The following is a 20,323-nucleotide window of genomic DNA, read 5'->3' on the forward strand; positions in this document are numbered from 1 at the left end:
GGGCGCCTAGACGTTTGCTAGCTGTGCACTTCTGCGTTGCCGGGAAGACTTGGGCTTGTTCGCCTAGAGCAGTTCCATATGATAGTCGCAGACGCTTGCAACGCAGCATTTGAAATGCACTGCTAAAAATGAGAGATTCTGATGCCCAATCGAATACTGCTTTTCAACCATAAGGGTGGTGTTGGTAAAACAACATCTGCTTACAATCTCGGATGGAAGCTGTGGAAGCGAGGGCATCGGGTTCTTTTGGTGGACGGAGACTCGCAGGTTAATCTCACGTCGCGAGCAATGGGTGCCAACTTTGAAGATTATTATGACGAGGATGGCCCTACTTACCGAAACAATATCTACGACTCTGTACGGCCAGTTTTCGAGGGCAGACCCACACCGATTGAAGCGTTTGACTGCCCCCTAGCTGAAAACTCCGAAGGTCTTTTTATCCTGCCTGGCCACCCTGATCTTTCTTCACTTGAAGGGCAAATCAGCCTTGCTCAGGAGACGCGCGGCACTCTTTCGGTGACGAAAAACTTGCCTGGCGCTCTGCATAAACTTATTTCTCTTGCAGAAGAACGCCACAAAATTGATTTTAGTATCATTGACATCAATCCCGGTCTCGGCGCGTTAAATCAAAACTTTTTCATGATTTCGCATGGGTTTATTGTACCTACGAACCCAGATCCATTTTCCTTAATGTCCCTGAAAACTTTAGGTTTTGAGATCGAGCGCTGGATTAGTTGGAAGCAAACGTTCGGTCCGGCGTTCGCAGATGCGACTTATCCCCTACCCTCAGGTGTCACCAAATTCCTAGGCGCTCTTCACTCACGATTTAATCGACACAAGAGCAAGGCGGCAGGCCGATATAATGAACGAATAGCTCAGATCGATGCACGTATTGAAAATGAGCTCGTGCCTGCACTTAGGATGGCGGGATGTTTGTTTCCCCAAGCGGCTTATGAGGCAGCAGCCAAGGTAGAGTTGCCGGAAGCAGGTCGTGATCCAAGTCAGGAAAGGCTATATGCTCTAGCTAGAATCCCAGATTTCGCCCAGTTAAGCCATATTGCGGCAGAGTTTGGGAAGCCCGTCTTCGACATCAATGATGACGACCTTCGGATAGCAAATTTACGCGGGCACTTGAAAAAAAGTGTTCAGGATAACGTAGCTACGTTTGACGCCATTTTCTCTGCAATTTGCGAGAAGATCGAGATCATTGTTGCCAATGACTGAGGCGAAGGCCCGGTTTGATCAGCACATGGGTGAGGCCCACCTTTGCCTTGCCACCTTCGATGCAACCGAACACGATTTCGCCTTGCGCCATATATGGATTATATGCGTGTCGGCCTTTGATCTGTACATGACTGAACTCGTATCTGAAGCAGGACTTCGGCTTATTGATAGAAATCCACCACTTCTTACAGCGAACCTCCGACAAGTTCAATTCTCACTAGATAGCGTAATCAGTATAAACGACTTATCCCCAACGGAAAGGCTACTGTTTTATAAGGAACGTATCTACGCCGCAGTACAGTATAAATCATTTTATAAACCGGATAAAGTGTCAGAGGCATTAAGCTACATATGGACCTGCCCACCAAAAGAGAAATGGGCGCGAACGCTGACTCACCTTAAAAACACAGGTCGATACGAAGGACGTACTGAAGAAGACATACGAGATGAACTCACACTTATCGGTGACCGTCGAGAGTTAATAGCTCACTCTATGGACACGCCCCCCGGCGTAGAAGGCCCCAACCCCGTCAGGCGTGCAGATGCTTTTCAGGTTATCAGTTTCGTAACTGATTTAACCACGAGCATCGACATTGAGACTGAATCACAGTTGGCCTGAATGACACCGCTCTGTGCCTGAAGAGCATCGCATGTATCAGGCGCATATGTCGACATACCCGGGAGCGCGAGGGCGATGGCCCTCGCATCTTCACCTCCCCAGCTGCTGCGCGCCAGCCTTCCGCCCTCATGGCTGGCGCCATGACGTCGAACCTCGCCGTTCGGCGAGGCCGGCCGGGTCGACCGCTGCGCTTTTGCGCATCGGCTTCTAAGCTACCGTTCCTGCGGAACGTCGCTTAGGCGCCTGCGGTCTCCTCTACTCTTCCCCCATCCTCAGCGCTGCGATGAAAGCTTCCTGCGGGATGGACACGTTGCCGTACTCACGCATCCGCTTCTTGCCTTCCTTCTGCTTGTCGAGCAGCTTCTTCTTGCGGCTGATGTCGCCGCCGTAGCACTTGGCGGTCACGTCCTTGCGCATGGCGCTGATGGTTTCGCGGGCTATCACCTTGGCGCCGATCGCGGCCTGGATGGGCACCTTGAACATGTGCCGGGGGATCAGTTCCTTGAGCCGCTCGACGAGGCCGCGGCCGCGGGCTTCGGCCTGGCTGCGGTGGACGATCATGGAGAGCGCGTCGACCGGCTCGTTGTTGACCAGGATGTTCATCATCACCAGGTCGCCCTCGCGCAGGCCGATCTGCTCGTAATCGAAGCTGGCGTAGCCGCGGCTGATCGATTTGAGGCGATCGTAGAAGTCGAACACCACTTCGTTGAGCGGCAGTTCGTAGGTCACCTGGGCGCGGCCGCCGATGTAGGTGAGGTCGATCTGGATGCCGCGGCGGTCCTGGCACAGCTTGAGGATGGAGCCCAGGTATTCGTCGGGCGTGTAGATCGTGGCCTTGATCCAGGGCTCTTCCATCTCGGCGATCTTGACCGGGTCGGGCATGTCGGCCGGGTTGTGCAGTTCCTTGATCGTGCCGTCGGTCATCGCCAAGCGATAGACCACGCTTGGTGCGGTGGTGATGAGGTCCAGATCGTATTCGCGGCTGAGGCGTTCCTGGATGATCTCCAGATGGAGCAGCCCCAGGAACCCGCAGCGGAAACCGAAGCCAAGCGCGGCGCTCGATTCCATCTCGAAGCTGAACGATGCGTCGTTGAGGCGCAGGCGGCCGATCGATTCGCGCAGCTTGTCAAAGTCGGCGGCGTCGACCGGGAACAGGCCGCAGAACACCACGGGCTGCACTTCCTTGTAGCCGGGCAACGCCTGCGTCGCGCCGCCCTTCACGGTGGTGACGGTGTCGCCGACCTTGGCCTGTTCCACTTCCTTGATCTGCGCGGTGATGAAGCCGATCTCGCCGGGGCCGAGCTCTGGCAGGTCGATGCGCTTGGGGGTGAAGGCGCCGACGCGATCGATCAGGTGCTCGGTGCCGCCTTGCATGAACTTGACCTGCAGGCCCTTGCGAATGACGCCGTCGATCACGCGCACCAGGATGACGACGCCCAGGTACGGGTCGTACCAGCTGTCGACCAGCATGGCGGTGAGGGGCTTGTCACGCTCGCCCTTGGGGGGCGGGATCTTGGTGACGATGGCTTCGAGCACTTCGTCGATGCCGATGCCGGACTTGGCGCTGGCCATGACCGCCTCGGACGCGTCGATGCCGATGATGTCCTCGATCTCGGCGCGGACCTTTTCGGGCTCGGCGGCAGGGAGGTCGATCTTGTTGATGACGGGGACGATCTCGTGGTCGTGCTCGATCGACTGGTAGACGTTGGCGAGCGTCTGCGCCTCGACCCCTTGCGCGGCATCGACGACGAGCAGCGCGCCCTCGCACGCGGCCAGGCTGCGGCTGACCTCGTAGGCGAAGTCTACGTGGCCGGGGGTGTCCATGAGGTTGAGGGCATAAGTTTGCCCGTCCTTGGCGGTGTAGTTCAGGCGCACGGTCTGCGCCTTGATGGTGATGCCGCGCTCTTTCTCAATGTCCATGTTATCAAGGACTTGCGCGCTCATCTCACGGTCGGAGAGGCCGCCGGTGCGCTGGATCAGCCGGTCAGCCAGCGTGGACTTGCCATGGTCGATATGGGCGATGATCGAGAAGTTACGGATAAGGGCCAAGTCAGTCATCCCGGCCCGTTAGCAGGCAGGCTTGCCGATGTCAGCCTGCCTTGCGCAATGTCGCGGTATCACCCTTTTCCCGCACCTGACGCGGCGGCGTGAATTGAACCGCCCCGCTCGCATCCATCGGCAAGGGCTGATCGAATTCCACACCGATGCGATCCTCGCTGCACCACTTGCAGGTAGCGAGACGCCTGAGGCTTTCCGAAAGCTGGATGACGAAGGTGGTGCCGACCGGCACGTTCCACAGCCCCTCCACCATCGCACCGGAGCGAGAGATGTTGCGGATGGTGGCGTCGTACTCCTGCTGGTCATGCTCAAGAACGACCTTACGCAACATCGTCTGGCGCGGCGCACGGGCAGATCGCGGTCCTTTGGCCAGTGCCGTCAGGCTGGTCTTCAGGCGAGCGGCGGCGTCCGCCGGTTTCAGCGCCTTTTCATAGATGTAGCCCTGCACATGGCTGCAACCCAGCAGGCGGATCAGGTCAAGCTCATCAAGGGTTTCCACGCCCTCGGCCGTGGTTTCCATGCCAAGGGCTTCGGCCAGACTGACGATTGAGGCGATCAGCGCGCCGTTGCGGCTGCCTTCCACGGTTGCGCCACGCACGAAGCTCTGGTCGATCTTGATCTTGTCGAACGGCGCGTTCTTGAGATAGCCGAGGGACGAGTACCCGGTGCCGAAATCGTCCAGCGCCAGCCGAACGCCGACACGCTTCAACGCAGCGAACATCGCCTCGGTGGCGCTATCGTCGCCCAGGAATACGCTCTCGGTTATTTCCAGCTCCAGACGCCCAGGTGAGACGCCCGCCCCGGCCAGCGCGCTGGTCACGATCGCAGGCAATGCTGGATTGGCGAACTGCAGCGGAGAGACGTTGACCGCGACGCGCACTTCGGGGGGCCACTTGGCCAGATCGTGACATGCGGTGCGCAGTGCCCACTCGCCGATCTGAGGAATGAGGCCAGCGTCTTCGGCCACCGGCACGAACTTGGCGGGCGAAAGGTAGCCAAGACGGGGATGCTTCCACCGCAGCAGCGCTTCGAAACCGGTGATCTTTTCGGTCGTGACGCGCACCTGCGGCTGATAATGCAGCTCCAGCCCTCCTTGCGCGATCGCATCGCGCAAGTCCTGCTCCATCTGCTGGCGCTCTCTGGCGTCGCTGTGCAGATCGTGGGCGTAAAAATGGTGCCGACCCCGACCGCCGTCCTTGGCCGCATAAAGCGCAAGGTCGGCATTGCGGATCAGCTCGTCCGCCGTCGTGCCGTCGTCCGGTGACAAAGCGATGCCCACCGATGCGCCGATGATGACCCGGCTGCCGTCGATGGAATAAGGCTGCGAAAGGTTCTCGATGATGCGATGCGCGAGATGGGCCAGCTCTTCGCGCGAGACGCGTCCGGGCAGGATGACCTTGAATTCGTCGCCTCCCAGGCGGCCGACCTGCCCACTGTCCCCCACCGTAGTACGCAGGCGATCGGCGACTTGCCTCAGGAGGGCATCGCCCGCGGGATGGCCCATCGTGTCGTTCACTTGCTTGAACCGGTCGAGGTCCAGCAGGAACACGGCGCAGGCCTTGTTCTCTATCCGGGGAGCATCCAGAATCTTGGCGAGCCACTCACTCATCTGGAAGCGGTTTGCCAGCTTCGTCAGGGAGTCAAACCGAGCAAGCTGCACCACGTCACGTTGCGACTTGCGCGTTTCGGTGAGGTCGGTGCCCGAACCACGGAATCCCAGGAAGTTGTCGAACTGGTCAAGGACCGGGCGGCCGCTGATGGACCACCAGCGCTCCTCACGCTCTTTCGTGGCTGCGCGTACCGGCAATTCGTGAAATGACGAGCGAGTGGAGAGGTGGAACACCAAGGTCCGCTCGCTCTCCTGCGGCTCCTGGATGTCCAGGATGAACAGTTCGGTGAAGGGGCGGCCTTCCAGATCGGCCGGGGTTTTGCCCAGCGACTTTGCGATGCGCCGCGAGACATACGTCAGCTGGCCGCGCCGGTCTGTTTCCCAGAACCAGCCTTGTCCGGTTTCCTCATACTCCGCGAGCAATTCCTCGGCCCGGCGCTGCTCATGCTCACGCGCGGTGCGGACTTCCATCTTGCGCAGGACGCGGCCGATTTCGAGGTAGCCGATTGCCACGGATGCGACGATCACCGCGGCAAGAGCTAGTTTACCGAGAAGACCCTCGCTCAGGCTGGCCAGACCGATCCACAAGCACACCAAGGCAGCCATCTTGGCCGGCAACCGCCGGTCCAGCAAAGCGCCAGCGACGAACGAAAGCACGGCAACCCCGGCGACCGCCGCATGCCAGCCATGCCCCTCGGCGCGGATAGCCCAGGTCGCGAGAGCAAAGCTGTAGAGCGCGCATGGTACCCCGACCGCCACCGCCGCGATAGCCGCCCGCGCCAAGCCGGTCATCTCGGCTGCAGCCTGCATCGCGGCAAATCGCGGCGCGCCGGCACAGATGAGAACCGCCAGAAGGGCCAAGGCAGCGCTGACGGCACCCGGCAACGTCCACATGCCCAGCCCGACCACGATTGCCACGATAGCCATGGCGGGAGCCATCAGCCGCCAGTGATCCGGGAACAGGCTTCTAAGCGGATCTTCAACGCCAACGCGAGCAGTGGCATAGCCACGCATCCGTGGCTTGCGGCGACGGTCCTCGTCTGCCCGTTCCACTTGCGGGGGCGAATCGGGCGCAATCGACAAATGTCCCGGGGCGGCGCGCTCTCCATTCGGAAGCGGCTCGTCCATGGCATTGCTAAGGCTCGCGGTTCGCCTGATCTGCATTGCCCTGCCATGCTCCGCCGCCCGTTGCGATTTACTTAATTCAAGCAGCAGCCCGTTGCAGGCGTTGAAAAAAGCTTATGCCTGGCGACAACGAAGGCCCATTCGTTTTGCGCTTGCTATGCCCCTGCCCGTCATGGTTCCTGAGGCAGCAAAGACGACGGTGGCGTGGCAGGAGAGAGAGAACGTGCGGCAGATCGCAATCATCGGCTCCGGTCCGGCGGGCTATTACACGGCTGAGGCGGCGCTGAAACAGTGGGGAGAGGACGTCCGGGTCGATGTCTATGACAGTCAGCCGGTGCCCTTCGGCCTGATCCGCACCGGCGTCGCGCCCGATCACCAGTCGATCAAAGCGGTCTCGCGCCGGTACGAGGCGACGGCACTGACCCAGAACGTTCGCTTCCTAGGCAACGTGATGATCGGCCGGGACATCACCGTTGCCGAGCTGGAGACGCTGTACGACGCGGTGATCCTGGCCACCGGCGCGCCGCTGGATCGCAAACTGGGCTTGCCGGGAGAAGACTTGGCAAACGTCTTCGGCAGCGCGTCCTTCGTGGGGTGGTATAACGGGCACCCGGGATTTGCCGACCTGAACCCGGGCCTGTCTCACCACACCGCCGTCGTGATCGGCAATGGCAACGTCGCGCTGGACGTGGCGCGTATCCTGGCGAAGTCACAGGAAGAGTTTGCGGGTAGCGACATCGTCGGCCATGCTCTCAACGCGCTGGGCGAGGCGACCATCGATCGCATCGTTATCCTGGGACGGCGCGGCCCGCATCAGATTACCATGACGCCGAAGGAACTCGGGGAGTTGGGCCACTTGTCCCGGGCCTGCCCAATCGTCGATCCCGCAGATTTCCCCGACGCCAGCGAGGATGACGCGCTGGAGCCCGGCCAGCGCAAGTCCGTGAATCATTTGCGATCATTCGCTGCGCGCGCGCCGGAGGAATGCTTGGCCAAAGCGATCAAGATGGAGTTCGACTTCTTCGCCGCGCCCAGGGCGATACAAGGCAGCGGCAAGGTTGAATCCGTTCTGGTCGAAAGGACCGAACTGAAGGACGGCCAGTCCGTGGGCACGGGCGAAACATACGAGATCCCGGCCGGTCTGGTGATCGCCTGCATCGGCTACCAGACCTCACGCATCCCGGATGTGCCGTTCGACGAAAAGGCTGGCCGTTTCGCCAACGAGGATGGGCGCATCCGCCCTGCGCTCTACTGCGTTGGCTGGTCCCGGCGTGGTCCGACTGGAACCATCGGCACCAATCGGCCAGACGGTTTCGCGATCATCGAAAAGGTGGCGCAGGACATTGGCGAGGGTTCCGGCAAACCCGGTGGCGAAGGCTTCGATGCCCTGGCCACGGAACGCGGCATCAAGCCCGTACGCTTTCGCGATTGGAAGCGCATCGAGGAGGCCGAGGCTGCCAACGCCCGCGAGGGATCACCGCGTGAGAAGTTCGTTTTGGTGCAGGAGATGATTTTGGCCGCGCAGGGGTGACTAGCGCTGGATTTCGGTCACCGTAAATCCGTTCGTGTCGAGCGGGACTGGGCCGAGTAACGCGAGAGAGCCTGGGTCGGCGGCATCTCACCCACTTGGGTGGTAAAAGTCGTAGATCGTCTGCGCCACGGCTGCGCTGACGCCGGGCGCGCGTTGCAGGTCGCTCAAGCTTGCCGCCCTGACTTTCCCCGCCGTGCCGAAATGCAGCAGCAGCGCCCGCTTTCTGGCTGGGCCGATACCGGGGATCTCGTCCAGCGGCGACGCGGTAATCGCGCGGCTGCGTTTGGCCCGGTGTGCGCCGATGGCGAAACGGTGCACCTCATCGCGCAGACGCTGAAGGTAGAACAATAGCGGCGAATTAACCGGCAGCATCTTTTCCCGTCCATCGGGGAAATGGAACACCTCCCGTCCCTCGCGCCCGTGATGCGGGCCTTTGGCGATGGCGATCAGGGCGATATCCTCGACGCCCAGTTCGTCGATCACGCCCTTCACCGCGCTCATCTGGCCCTTGCCGCCGTCGATCAGTACCAGGTCCGGCCAGGTGCCGCCTTCCCGATCCGGGTCCTCATCCAGCACCCGCCCGAAGCGGCGCGCCATAACTTCGCGCATCATCGCGTAATCATCGTCCGTCTGCGCCGACTTGATGTTGAACTTGCGGTACTGCCCCTTGATAAAGCCCTCAGGCCCCGCCACGACCATCGCGCCGAGCGCCTTGGTGCCGGAAATATGGCTGTTGTCGTAAACCTCGATCCGCCCCGGTATCTCCGGCAGTTCCAGGAACTCGGCCAGTTCGGCCATCACCTTGGCTTGGGTGCCGCGCTCCGCCAGGCGGCGCTCAAGCGCTTCGACCGCGTTGCGGGTCGCCTGCGCCAGCAGATTGCGGCGGTTGCCACGCTGGGGCACCGATATCTCCACCTTGCCGCCGGCTGCCTCGCGAAAGGCTTCGGCCAGCAGGTCGCCCTCGGGCAACTCGCGATCGACCAGGATCGTGCGCGCAGGGGGCACTTCCTCATAGAATTGCGCCAGGAAGGCCGTCATGATCTCGGCCTCGCTCAACCCCTCCGTGTGTGTGGGAAAGAACGCCCGGTGCCCCCAATTCTGCCCGCCGCGGATGAAGAAGGCCTGCACGCCCACATGCCCGCCCTTGCAGGCCATCGCGAAGATATCAGCGTTGTCCATACCCTCGGCGTTGATCGCCTGGCTGCCTTGGATGAAAGTCGCGGCGCGTAAGCGATCGCGCAGCATCGCCGCCCGCTCGAAATCGAGGTTCTGCGCGGCTTCCGCCATCTGGCTCTCGATCTTCTTTTGCACAGCGCCCGAACGCCCGCCCAGGAAGTCCTTCGCCTCACGCACCAGTTCGGAATATCCGGCCTGATCGATCCGGCCAACGCACGGCGCGGAGCAGCGCTTGATTTGATAGAGCAAGCACGGCCGGTCTCGCCGTGAGAAGAAGCTGTCGGTGCAGCTCCGCAGCAGGAACAGCTTTTGCAGCGCATTGATCGTGGTGTTCACCGACCCGGCGCTGGCAAACGGGCCATAGTAATTGCCCTTCGCCTTGCGCGCGCCGCGATGCTTGGTGATGCGCGGAAAGTCATGTTCGGACCGAAGCAGGATGAACGGGAAGGACTTATCATCGCGCAACAGCACGTTGTAGGGCGGACGGAAGCGCTTGATCAGCTGCGCTTCAAGCAGCAGCGCCTCCGCCTCCGAATTGGTCGTGACGATCGTCATCGAGCGCGTCTGGCTGACCATGCGCTGCAGGCGGCCCGGCAGGCGCTCCCACTGCGTGTAGTTGGCGACGCGGTTCTTCAGCGCCCGCGCCTTGCCCACATAGAGCACGTCGCCGCGCGCGTCCTGCATGCGATAGACGCCGGGCTGAGGCTTCAACGTCCGCACGGTATCCCGGATCACTTCGACGCCGGCCTGCAGATCAGGCTGATCCGAGCCGCGCACGGTGTACGTAGCGCGATCCTCGTTGAAACGCTCGGTGGCTTGGGGCTGGTCAGATCGGCCGGCAGGGGTTCGGGGCATACCGGCCGATTTAGGAGCGGAGGGACGAAAAGGGAACTGCCCACCGGGATCACATGATCCCGGCGTATCGCGGCCTTAGAACATCTTGCGGAAGTCCAGCCCAATCACCCGCCCCTGCGGATCGCGGAAGGCGGCCTGATAGGCCAGTGGCACATTTCCGTTCTGATCGGTCACACGCTGGCGCTGATCCAACAGGTTGTCCACCGTGAAGGACAAACGCGCATTCTTGAAGAACGGCACCTTCTCCACCAGCGACTCCTGCTGTCCCAGGTTCACGAACATGCGCAGGTCCAGGTTCAGGACACTGCCGAACCGCAGATCGGAACCACCCGGCAGGCCGGAGCCGACAACCCGTGCGGGCGCGTTCCAATCTCCCTTCAGGCGCAGGCCGTAGCCGTTCTTGAAGACGCCGCCTTCGAACTCTATCGCATGTCGGGGCACGCCGCCCGCAGTGATAGCGTTGCCGTCCAGCTGGTTCAGTTCTGCGGAGCCGGGCGCCACACGCACGGTATCGGTGAAGCGCCAAACATGGAACACGGCCAGGTTCCAACGTCCGCCGCGCCCACCAAAGCCACCTGGCCCGCCGGGACCACCCGGGCCACCCGGACCATCGGGCCCACCACGGGGACCGCCACCTGGCTCACCGCGAGGAGGACCGGCCGGATCGGCACCAGGGCCATTGCGCCCCGCCTCCCCTGCCTTGGCGTTGGCTGGAGGTGGCGGAGGGGGTGGGCCGTCCTTTCCTTCCGGGCCTCGCAGAGCCTGGCCCAACATACCCATCGTGCCGCCGCGACCGCCAGCGCCGCCACGGCGATCTCCACCCTCGCCACGAGCCGCATCGCTGCCGCCCAGCTTGCCGCCGAAAGTGAGGCCCCAGCGCATTCGCGAGCTGGCGATCTGGTCAAACGTCACCGGCCTGCGGTCTATCGAGATCAGCGCGCCGGAGGCATCGCGGATCACTCGACCAGGGAACGCCGCTTCGATTGCCGGAGTCAGTAGCGGGAAGGATTGCGTGACATCGGTGGATCGGTTGCGGAAATACTCGATCACGAAGTTGGACCGCTCCAGGAACGGCAGCTGCCAATTCATGGCCAGCTTCACATCCCGCTGCCGCTCGGCGACGAGATCGCGGTTGCCGCCGGAGATGACCGTCACCAGCGCGTTGTCGCCACGTGCGAAATCGTACACCGGCACGTTCAGCGTCAGCACCTGCGGCGCGCCCAACTGGCTGAGCGAAGGGGCGGCTTCGTTGACGATGTAGCTCGCCTGGAAGTTCAGCTTGCTGGTCGGGCTCCACGTCAGGCCTGCGCTCCAGTCCTTGAGTGTGCCGAAGTCGGACAGGTGATTGACGCCACCACTGAGATTGAGCGTCCAGTCGCCCAGCGCACCCAGCACATTCTCGCGCTTGCTGGTGAGCGGCAGAGCCAAGTTCACGCCGGCGGATGCGTCGCCGCGCGTCAGCTTCACCGAGCCCAGCGCGTTGCGCGTATCCGCGTTGACGCTGCGGCTGTAATCGAAGCCTGCGCGCACCGTCGTGGCGACCTGCCCCGCCGGCATTTTGAAGAGATTGCCGGCAAGCGTGATCAGCGAGGAGGCGGACAGGTCCTTTGACCGAGCGGTGTCGAACCCGGGATCGGCCAGATCGGGCAGAGCTCCGCTCAGCGGCAGGCCGGCAAGTTGCGCTGCCGTCAGGTTTCGACGGCGATCGACCTTCGTCGTCGCCTCGGTGTAGCTGGTGTCCAGCGTGCCGGTCAGGTTCCAACTGCCAAGTGGCTTGTTATAGCCCAGCCCAGCCTGGAACGCGTCCGAAGCTACGCGGGTGCGCAGTGGATCGGGGAAGCTGCGCACCACCGGGCTGCCGTCCGGCGCGGTCAGCGTTGCGATATCCAGTCCTGAAAGCGACTTGGTATCGGTTCGGGTGTACGCGCCGTTTACGGTCAGCGAACCACCGATACCGTCCTTGCCCAACCCCATCGCCGATGTGCCGCCCAGCGTGACGACGCGGCTGGACGCGGCTAGGCTGCGAAAGTCGGCGGGATTGGGATCACCCGCCACAGTCGGCAGGGTGCCGGCCTGCTGGATAACCTTGCGTTCGGCTTCAGTCAGGATCGAGGTGTTGGTCACCTTCGTCTCTATCGTCGTGCGGCGCTGTCCATCCACGCGGAAGGTGCTGGCTTCCAACTCGGCATCCGAATAGCCGCCGCGCGTGGGATAATTGAACTCGCCGGACGCCTGCTTGCTTTGGAACTTGTCCTTGAGAATGATATTCACCACGCGCTGGTTCGGCGGATAACCGAACCGCAGCGCCACTTCCTCTGGCAGCACCTGCAGCCGGCGGATCGCCTCTGGCGGAATGGAGCGCAGTTCTCGGAAGCTGGAGATACGCGCGCCGTTCAGCAGGATCACCGGGCGGCCATCGCCGCGTCCACGGCCGCTGCCGGTCTGCGGGGAAATTGCGTCCAGCAGGTCACTGATCGAGGTCACGCCGTAAGCCGCGATCTCTTCCTCGTCGAAGACGGCGATCGGCTGCTGCGCCACCTGGATCTCGCCCTTGATGCGATTGGCGACGACCACGATGTCGCCCGAGGCATCCACCCCGCTTTGCAGTTGATCCTCGTCATCATCCTCCGTCCCGGATTGGGCGGCGGGGGGCGTAACCTGAACCGCCTCCTGCGCCATGGCGGCGATCGGGCTGCACCCGGCGAGGAGCGAGACAGTAAGAAGCGAACGCAAGTGAGTTCTCCGGATGAATTACGCGATGTGCAGGATCAGCCCTGGCGGTAGGTGCCTCGCTTCGACAAGCCGCGGACTGCACCAAATTGTCGCAGCAGTCAGGAAGTTCCCTATTTTGATAGAGTTCCTCCACAGCGCTTTCCTTTTGCACACTGCGTAGCTATGTCGCGGCCCGATGATGAACATGAAAAACGGAAACTGATCGCCGATGGCGAAAGAAGAACTCCTCGAGATGCGCGGCAAGGTGGTCGAGCTGCTGCCCAACGCGATGTTCCGGGTGGAACTGGAAAACGGCCACGAAATCCTGGGCCACACTGCCGGCAAGATGCGCAAGAACCGTATTCGCGTGCTGGTGGGTGATGAGGTTCTGGTGGAACTGACCCCCTACGATCTGACCAAGGGCCGTATCACCTACCGCTTCATGCCGGGTCGCGGCGGTCCTGGCTCTTACTGATCCGGCCAGCCCTCCTGTCATGACGGCGCTCCCGGTGGATGCTGCATCCAGTATCGCCGATCCGGCCATCCCCGGTCCGCGCCTGATCTTGGGCTCGGCCAGCCCGCGGCGGCGGGAACTGCTCGCCCGGCTTGGGATCACTCCCCACGCCGTCACCGCAGCCGATATCGATGAGACACCGGCCACGCAGGAAGAGCCCCGCGCCTATGCTAGCCGCATGGCGCGCGAGAAAGCCGCCGCCATTCACGCCGACGACGCCCACGTCCTCGCAGGCGACACCGTCGTCGCAGTGGGTCGCCGCATTTTGCCCAAGGCCGAAGACCTTGCCACCGCGCGTGCCTGCATCAAGCTGCTGTCGGGCCGGCGCCACCGCGTGCTCTCCGCCATCGTGCTGAGAAGCCCGGACGGTTCGTTGCATGATCGCTTGTCGGAAACCGTCGTCCGCTTCAAAGCGCTGAGCGCCGAGGAGATCGAAGCCTACCTCGCCAGCGGCGAGTGGGAGGGCAAATCCGGTGGCTATGCCATCCAGGGCGCGGCGGAAGGCCTGATCGCCTGGATTTCCGGCAGCCACTCCGGTGTCGTCGGGCTACCTCTGTTCGAGACGCGCGCCCTGTTGCGCGCAGCCGGGTTCCCGATTGCCTGAGTGGCTGATCGAGCAGGGAATCGGCGAGGATCGCGCCATCCTGGTCGAGCATGGTGAAGTCCTGGCCGCGCGATTGCAGCGGCCCGGGAAGCTGGCGGCCGGACTGATCGAAGACGCACGGCTTATCGCCCGCGCTGCCGGCTCTCGCCGGGGTACAGCCTTGTTCGCCACCGGGGAAGAGGCCTTGGTCGACGGTCTTGCGAAGGACGCGCAGGAGGGTGCGCTGATCCGCTTGCAAGTCACGCGTGCGGCCATGGCCGAGAAAGGCCGCTACAAACGCGCCCAGGCGCGCCCCGCCACGGCCACCCCGCGCCCTGCACCCTCGCTTTCGGACAAATTGCGCGCCGGTGGAAACGCCGTGCGCGTCGTCCGGCGCTTCACTGCAGACCCATGGCCCGAAATCATCGGTGAGGCTGCGGATGGTCTCGCCTCCTTTTCTAGCGGTAGCCTGACGGTCAGCCCCACTCCGGCGATGACGCTTATCGATGTCGACGGAACACTGCCCCCGCCGCAACTGGCCATGGCGGCGATTCCCGCCGTGGCCGCGACGATCCGCCGCCTCGACTTGGCCGGCTCGATCGGAATCGATTTTCCCAGCCTCGATTCGAAAGACGATAGACGCCGCCTGGACGATGCCCTGGCAGGCGCCCTCGCACAGTGGCCGCACCAACGCACCGCGATCAACGGGTTCGGCTTCGTGCAACTTGTCGCACGCTTGGAGCGTCCCTCGATCCTGGCAACGGTTCAGCAAGACCCGGTAACGGCCGCCGCCCTGCTCTTGCTGAGGCGGGTGGAGGACGTTTCAGCACCTGGAGCCATCCTTGCGGTGGCGAATGCGCCGGTCATAGCCGCAGTGACACCATCATGGCGCGAGGAAGCGGCGAGGCGAACCGGCCGTGCCATCACCTGGCAGGCGCAACCAGGACTTGCGCTGCTGGGCGGCTTCGCTCAGGCAATCTCGTCATGACTCGCCCCGAACGCCCCTGTCCGGTCTGCCGCAAACCACGCAGCGCCGAATTCAGCCCTTTCTGTTCCTCACGCTGCCGTGACCGGGATCTGATGCAATGGCTGGAGGAAGGCTATTCCATTCCCGGACGCGCTGCGCCCCCAGCCAATTCGGACGAGGATTGATGCAGACGCAATTGGGGGCTTGCCAAGGTGGATCGCCTTCGCCATAGGCACCGCTCCATCGCTCGCCGGTCCTCACAGGCCGCCGCCGAAGCGACGCCCGGGTAGCTCAGTTGGTAGAGCACATGACTGAAAATCATGGTGTCGGCGGTTCGATTCCGTCCCCGGGCACCATCGCCTCCTCCGCGGTGATTCACAAACGTCCAGAAATGGCTGAATTCTCGCATTTCTGACGGTATAAGATCCACCACGAGCCGCTACGATCCGTTGGCATCTGACGGTATTGACGGTACATTGACGGTATAAGCCACTGCAACGCGGAGCATATACCGTCATGCTCACCGATGCCACGATCCGCAGGATCAAGCCTGAAGCTAAGTCGTACAAGGTTGCCGACATGCACGGGCTCTACCTGCTCGTGCTGCCGAGTGGAGGTCGGTACTGGCGTTTGGACTACCGTCATGAGGGTAAGCGCGGGACCATGGCCCTATTCCAAAGAGGAGGTGACCGGGCATGGCTTCCGCGCAACGGCTAGCAGCTTGCTCAACGAATCGCGCAAGTGGCATCCGGACGCAATCGAGCGGCAGCTTGCACATATGGAAAGCGACGATGTTCGCTGGGCCTACCTTAGAGGCGAACACTGGGCGGAACGCGTGCGCATGATGCAGTTCTGGTCAGATTACCTGGATCGTGTGCGTGACAATGGCAATCGTGTAGTCGAATTGAGGGGGACGCCGCCAAAGCGGCCCAGACAGACCCCGCCCGCGCCAGCAAAAAAAGCCCGGTTTGAGCAGCCGGTCTGTTGGACGAGGGGGATAAGTCCGGGATCAGGTAGGAAGACGCGGTAAGCTGCCGTGCGTCCGGTTTGCGAGCTCTTGCGAGCTCCACTGACCGCAATGAAGCAACACTGTTTGCCGGCGAAACCCTTGCGTAGATATAGGCGCCGGCTGGTTCATCGAGCTCACGTGCTCGTGGCCGTGACCAACCATACGAGGCTGGCGCAAGAGGAGATATTTGGTACTGCTCGAGACTACATCCGGCGATCTTGTCCGCATTCCCGATAATCGTGTCTTCGGCCCGTCTGGCGGTATCTGGTTAATCCATCAAGCGCGCGCGATTTGTCCGCGAACCGACCTAGATTCATTGAAGGCCACTTCACTCTTGACTACACAGTCAGCATCGCCATGCATCAGATTATTGGTCGATTAGCTATCGATGACTCGTCAATATTACGACGTTTTTTATTCGCCATCGTTCGGCCCGTGGCGCTGTGGGATGTAATTTTCGAAAACCTCTGGATTGCTAATTTGACGGCGCTACTTGATTTCAAATTTAATCAGGGCGGTTGATAATAAGGCGGCGATACTCGCTTTCGGCGCTGCCATAGGTTGCCCCGCTCAGTTCCACGAGCTTACTCCGGTCCAGGACGATGATCTTGCCTCGGGTGGTGAGAACGGCCCGCTCGTCCATCAGACGCCGCAGCGCATCCGTGACGCTCGATCTTCGAACGCCCAGCATCAGCCGGAACTCCTCGTGCGTCATGGCGATTTCATCGGTCTGGACGCGATCGTGGTACAGCAGGATCCATCGCGCCATGCGCCGCTCGACGGTGTGGGCCAGCGACGAGATGATCGTGCGGCTCATCTGGATCATGAAAACATTGGTGAAACGCAGCAACGTCGCCTGCAAGCTTGCGCTAGTGCTCACGGCTTGCAGAAGGGCCGGCGCGGGCAAGCGCCACGCCTCGGCCTCTTCCGCCCGCATGACGACATCATGGGGCCACAAGCGGCTGCCCAGGAGCAACGGCCAGCCCACGAAGCCTTCCTGCCCGACCAATCCGATTGCGAAGCGATGCTCTTGATCCAGCGAATCTAGGATACCTGCCACCGCGCCTTCGAAAAAGCAGATGCTTTCGATCGAGTCACCGGTCCGCGCGATGACCTCGCCCACTTCGATCCTGACCGATTCCAGATGAGGCTGCAGCAGCGCAAAATCCTGTGCCGACAAATTTTGTAGCAGGAAGTTGTTCGTCTGACTCACACGGCGATCGGGCCTCTGGGCCGAGGAGAGTGCGAGGACATCGTCATCCATGATGCCAGCCTTTAGTCTTTTCGCCGCCACATTGAGGCAACTGATTCAAATTATGCCCGGTACCGTACCGAAACCGACCGCCGATCCGAATGTTGCTTAGATCAAAGCAACAGGAGTTTCCCTTGACCCGATCCCTCAAGCACGCGCTCTTCGGCGGCGCGACGGCGTTGGCCGTTGCATTGTCAATCGCAAGCACGGCGTCCGCCCAGTCGGCACCCTCGACCAACGCCCCGCCGCCGCCGCCCCCAGCGGTCAACACCCGGCCCCCCAAAGCCGCGCCAGACATGCAGATGGTGCTGGACGCCCTCGCCGGACTGGGCGGCAAGCCGATCGAGACGCTCACCCCGGCCGAAGCGCGGTTGCAGCCGTCCGCAGCAGACGGGGCGAAGGCGGTAATGGCGAAGAAGGGCATGTCGACCGCGCCCGATCCGGCGGTGACAACGCAGGATGTGCCTTACGGCAGCGACCCCAAGCAGTTCGCACGGATCTACAAGCCGGCGGCCGCGCGTGCCGGCGGCGCTCCGATGCCGGTGATCGTGTACTATCATGGCGGTGGCTGGGTGATCGCGGATGTGGATACGTACGACGCCGCCCCTCGCGCAATGTCCAAGGCACTGAACGCGGTCGTCGTCTCGGTCGAATATCGCCACGCGCCCGAGTTCAAGTTCCCCGCGCAGCACGAAGACGCCGCAGCGGCCTATAGCTGGACCCTGCAGAACGCGGCCAGCTGGGGCGGTGACCCTGCCAGAATCGCGCTTGCGGGCGAAAGCGCCGGCGGCAACCTGGCGGTCGCCACCGCGATCTACGCACGCGACAACGGGCTGACCGCGCCCGTCCACGTCGTATCGGTCTACCCCATCGCGAACAGCAGCATGACCCTGCCCTCTCGCAGGGACTCGGCGAACGCCAAGCCGCTGAACGGCGCGATGCTGAACTGGTTCGGCAACTACTACATGAAGACCAAGACGGACGCGCAGGATCCGCGCCTTAACTTGGTAGCCGCCAACCTGCGTGGATTGCCGCCCACTACCATCATCAATGCCCAGATCGATCCCCTGCGGTCCGATGGCGAGACCCTGGCTGCGGCCATGCGCGCGGCCGGCGACAAGGTGGAGCAGCGCACCTTCCCCGGCGTGACGCACGAGTTCTTTGGAATGGCCAAGGTGGTGCGCGGGGCCAAGGACGCGAACGATCTGGCCGTCACCAGGCTTAAGGCCGCCTTTGCCGCGGCGCCCAAAAAGCGCTGATGCCGACGAGTGGGGGGGATCGTTCCTCTCCACCACCACCCATGCCGTGAGGATACCATGCCCCAAGCTCCTGTTATGTACCAACCCGGCGTCGAACAAGTCCAAGCGGGCGAACGCGAGACCATCGGCGAAATCTGCACCGCCTTCGACACGATCCTGGAAACCACCACGCAGGATTATGGCCACGCCGTCCGCTCGGTGCATGCCAAGTCGCACGGCGTGCTGGATGGAGAGCTAACGATCGATAGCGGGCTCCCGCCGGAACTCGCACAGGGGCTCTTTGCGCAGGCCGGCACGCACAAGGTGCTGATCCGCATGTCGACGAACGCTGGCGACATCCTGCCAGATGCCGTCAGCCTGCCACGTGGCCTGGCGATGAAGGTGCTGGCCGTGGTCGGAGAGCGCCTCCCCGGCTCGGACGGGACCGCGCAAGACTTCGTGATGGTGAATGGCACCGTCTTCCAGGCCAAGACCGCGGAGCAATTCCTGGGTAATCTGAAACTGCTCGCCAAGACCACCGACAAGCTGGAAAGCACCAAGAAAGTCGTTTCAGCCGTGCTGCGTGGGGTACGCGGCGCATTGGAGACGGTCGGCATCGAAAGTGCCGCGATCAACTCCATCGGTGGAGCACCGAACGTCGAGCCTTTGGGCGAGACCTATTACAGCGTCACGCCGTTCCGGTTCGGCGAGTACATCGCCAAGTTCAGCCTTGCGCCACTGGCGCCGTCCATGACCGCGCTTACTGGCCGGATCATCGATATCGACGGTCGCGACAACGCGATCCGGGATGAAGTGCGCCGCGAGATGCGCAGCACGGGCGCCGAATGGGAGTTTCGCGTCCAGCTGTGCCGCGATCTGGAACGCCAACCGATCGAGGATCCGACCGTCGAGTGGGATGAAGAGGAAGCACCGTTCCAACGCGTCGGCATCGTGCGTGCAGCGATCCAGGATAGCTGGGATCCGACGCTCGTCCGGCGGATCAACGAAGAGATCCGCTTCAGCGTCTGGACCGGGCTCGCCGCGCATCAGCCGCTCGGCAACATCAACCGGGCCCGAAATGAGCCCTACCGCCACTCCGCGGACTTTCGCGCCCGGGTGAACGGCTGCCCCTATCATGAGCCCACCCAAGCCCAGGGCTGACGGCCTTACCAATGATACGACCATGATCAAAGCCATCGGCCACGCCGCCAAGCCACGTCCCCCGCGCGAAAATCCCCGGGCGCTGCCGACGGTGCTGTCGCAATCGTAGCGGGCCGTTGGAGCGGTTTATGATCGACGAGCACCTTGATACCCCTTCATCGCCGCGAGGATCGTGTTCGGCGTGGTGGTCGGCCTGATCGCGGGCGCGTCCTTCGCGATGGATCGCCTCCAGGCGGCGGTTGCCGCGCTGTCGTCTTCTGACGATGAAGACGAGGATAGCGAACCGGCAACAGAGCAGGGCGGCGACGGGTGCCGAGGTTCCGGACGCCGACAAGCCCCTGGCGGGTCAGGCCGTCCACTATGCCCCCGGGCTTGGACTGGGAGCCGCCTATGCCGTTGCGGCCAAGTTCCGGCCAGCAGTCACGACCGGTTACGGCGGCGCCTTCGGCATCGCTGCGGCGACCCTGCTCGACGAGGCAGCGGTGTCTGCGGTTGGTCTTGGTAAGGCACCATGGAAGGCGGATCTGAAAACCACGATCTACGGCTATGCCTCTCATCTTGTCTTCGGCGGCGCGGCCGGGCTTGTGCGGCGGCAGGCGCGCGCAATTCTTTTTCGCAGGTCAAACTGATCTGCCGACAACTCTTTGCAATCCAAGGAGTTATGCAACCGTCACGACCAGATGCCTCAGA

General features: G+C 62.4%; 16 protein-coding genes, 1 tRNA gene and 1 pseudogene. 13 read left to right on the forward strand and 5 right to left on the reverse strand.

Annotation, left to right across the window (positions count from 1 at the left end):
* Positions 1-141 precede the first annotated feature (141 nt).
* Both GGR39_RS09115 and GGR39_RS09120 read left to right on the forward strand, forming a co-directional pair.
* On the forward strand, positions 142-1,224 hold the full coding sequence (locus GGR39_RS09115; protein ID WP_183616821.1) for a ParA family protein: 1,083 nt from the start codon (positions 142-144) through the stop codon (positions 1,222-1,224).
* Positions 1,217-1,843 carry a hypothetical protein gene (locus GGR39_RS09120; protein ID WP_183616822.1) on the forward strand — a complete coding sequence of 209 codons (627 nt, stop codon included), beginning with the start codon at positions 1,217-1,219 and terminating at the stop codon, positions 1,841-1,843. The genes GGR39_RS09115 and GGR39_RS09120 overlap by 8 nt, the downstream gene beginning before the upstream one ends.
* A 255-nt stretch (positions 1,844-2,098) precedes the next feature.
* On the opposite strand, the gene lepA is transcribed toward GGR39_RS09120, so the two are convergent.
* Positions 2,099-3,901 carry a translation elongation factor 4 gene (gene lepA, locus GGR39_RS09125; protein ID WP_058735967.1) on the reverse strand — a complete coding sequence of 601 codons (1,803 nt, stop codon included), beginning with the start codon at positions 3,899-3,901 and terminating at the stop codon, positions 2,099-2,101.
* A gap of 31 nt (positions 3,902-3,932) precedes the next feature.
* Positions 3,933-6,638 carry an EAL domain-containing protein gene (locus GGR39_RS09130; RefSeq protein WP_246388535.1) on the reverse strand — a complete coding sequence of 902 codons (2,706 nt, stop codon included), beginning with the start codon at positions 6,636-6,638 and terminating at the stop codon, positions 3,933-3,935.
* Positions 6,639-6,858: 220 nt separating this feature from the next.
* Here GGR39_RS09130 and GGR39_RS09135 point away from each other — a divergent pair, with 220 nt between their 5' ends.
* Complete coding sequence (locus GGR39_RS09135) at positions 6,859-8,166, forward strand: FAD-dependent oxidoreductase (RefSeq protein WP_183616875.1); 1,308 nt, start codon at positions 6,859-6,861, stop codon at positions 8,164-8,166.
* A gap of 87 nt (positions 8,167-8,253) precedes the next feature.
* On the opposite strand, the gene uvrC is transcribed toward GGR39_RS09135, so the two are convergent.
* Positions 8,254-10,197: an excinuclease ABC subunit UvrC gene (gene uvrC / locus GGR39_RS09140; RefSeq protein WP_183616823.1), complete on the reverse strand. Its 1,944-nt coding sequence runs from the start codon at positions 10,195-10,197 to the stop codon at positions 8,254-8,256.
* Positions 10,198-10,272: 75 nt separating this feature from the next.
* Positions 10,273-12,930 carry a TonB-dependent receptor gene (locus GGR39_RS09145; RefSeq protein ID WP_246388544.1) on the reverse strand — a complete coding sequence of 886 codons (2,658 nt, stop codon included), beginning with the start codon at positions 12,928-12,930 and terminating at the stop codon, positions 10,273-10,275.
* Between the two features lie 208 nt (positions 12,931-13,138).
* On the opposite strand from GGR39_RS09145, the gene infA reads away from it, so the two are divergent.
* From infA to GGR39_RS17220, 7 genes and pseudogenes are all read left to right on the forward strand, one after another.
* Complete coding sequence (gene infA, locus GGR39_RS09150) at positions 13,139-13,384, forward strand: translation initiation factor IF-1 (RefSeq protein WP_058735963.1); 246 nt, start codon at positions 13,139-13,141, stop codon at positions 13,382-13,384.
* Positions 13,385-13,403: 19 nt separating this feature from the next.
* Entirely contained in the window at positions 13,404-14,027 is a 624-nt protein-coding gene (locus tag GGR39_RS09155) for a Maf family protein (RefSeq protein WP_183616824.1), read from the forward strand.
* Positions 14,020-14,994: an Rne/Rng family ribonuclease gene (locus GGR39_RS09160; protein WP_183616825.1), complete on the forward strand. Its 975-nt coding sequence runs from the start codon at positions 14,020-14,022 to the stop codon at positions 14,992-14,994. The genes GGR39_RS09155 and GGR39_RS09160 overlap by 8 nt, the downstream gene beginning before the upstream one ends.
* Positions 14,991-15,158: a DNA gyrase inhibitor YacG gene (yacG, locus tag GGR39_RS09165; protein ID WP_082667903.1), complete on the forward strand. Its 168-nt coding sequence runs from the start codon at positions 14,991-14,993 to the stop codon at positions 15,156-15,158. Before GGR39_RS09160 ends, yacG begins: the two co-directional genes overlap by 4 nt.
* Before the next feature lie 95 nt (positions 15,159-15,253).
* Positions 15,254-15,329: transfer RNA gene (locus tag GGR39_RS09170), tRNA-Phe, on the forward strand.
* 223 nt (positions 15,330-15,552) lie between these two features.
* The gene (locus tag GGR39_RS09175; RefSeq protein WP_343055843.1) at positions 15,553-15,690 is read left to right on the forward strand and encodes an Arm DNA-binding domain-containing protein; all 138 of its coding nucleotides are present in this window, start codon (positions 15,553-15,555) and stop codon (positions 15,688-15,690) included.
* A pseudogene (locus tag GGR39_RS17220) lies at positions 15,644-16,003 on the forward strand (tyrosine-type recombinase/integrase); the annotation flags it as partial. The gene GGR39_RS09175 and the pseudogene GGR39_RS17220, both read left to right, overlap by 47 nt.
* A gap of 484 nt (positions 16,004-16,487) precedes the next feature.
* Here the strand turns inward: GGR39_RS17220 and GGR39_RS09180 are convergent.
* On the reverse strand, positions 16,488-17,246 hold the full coding sequence (locus GGR39_RS09180) for a Crp/Fnr family transcriptional regulator (RefSeq protein ID WP_183616827.1): 759 nt from the start codon (positions 17,244-17,246) through the stop codon (positions 16,488-16,490).
* 122 nt (positions 17,247-17,368) lie between these two features.
* Between GGR39_RS09180 and GGR39_RS09185 the strand changes: the two genes are divergently transcribed.
* The 3 genes from GGR39_RS09185 to GGR39_RS09195 all read left to right on the forward strand — a co-directional run bounded on the left by GGR39_RS09185 (position 17,369) and on the right by GGR39_RS09195 (position 20,262).
* On the forward strand, positions 17,369-18,493 hold the full coding sequence (locus GGR39_RS09185) for an alpha/beta hydrolase (protein ID WP_246388546.1): 1,125 nt from the start codon (positions 17,369-17,371) through the stop codon (positions 18,491-18,493).
* Between the two features lie 57 nt (positions 18,494-18,550).
* A complete protein-coding gene (locus GGR39_RS09190) occupies positions 18,551-19,633 on the forward strand; it encodes a catalase family protein (protein WP_183616829.1) in 1,083 nt (360 codons plus the stop codon).
* A gap of 263 nt (positions 19,634-19,896) precedes the next feature.
* The gene (locus GGR39_RS09195) at positions 19,897-20,262 is read left to right on the forward strand and encodes a hypothetical protein (protein WP_058735296.1); all 366 of its coding nucleotides are present in this window, start codon (positions 19,897-19,899) and stop codon (positions 20,260-20,262) included.
* Positions 20,263-20,323 lie beyond the last annotated feature (61 nt).

The organism is Novosphingobium fluoreni (assembly GCF_014196615.1).
Classification (GTDB): domain Bacteria; phylum Pseudomonadota; class Alphaproteobacteria; order Sphingomonadales; family Sphingomonadaceae; genus Novosphingobium; species Novosphingobium fluoreni.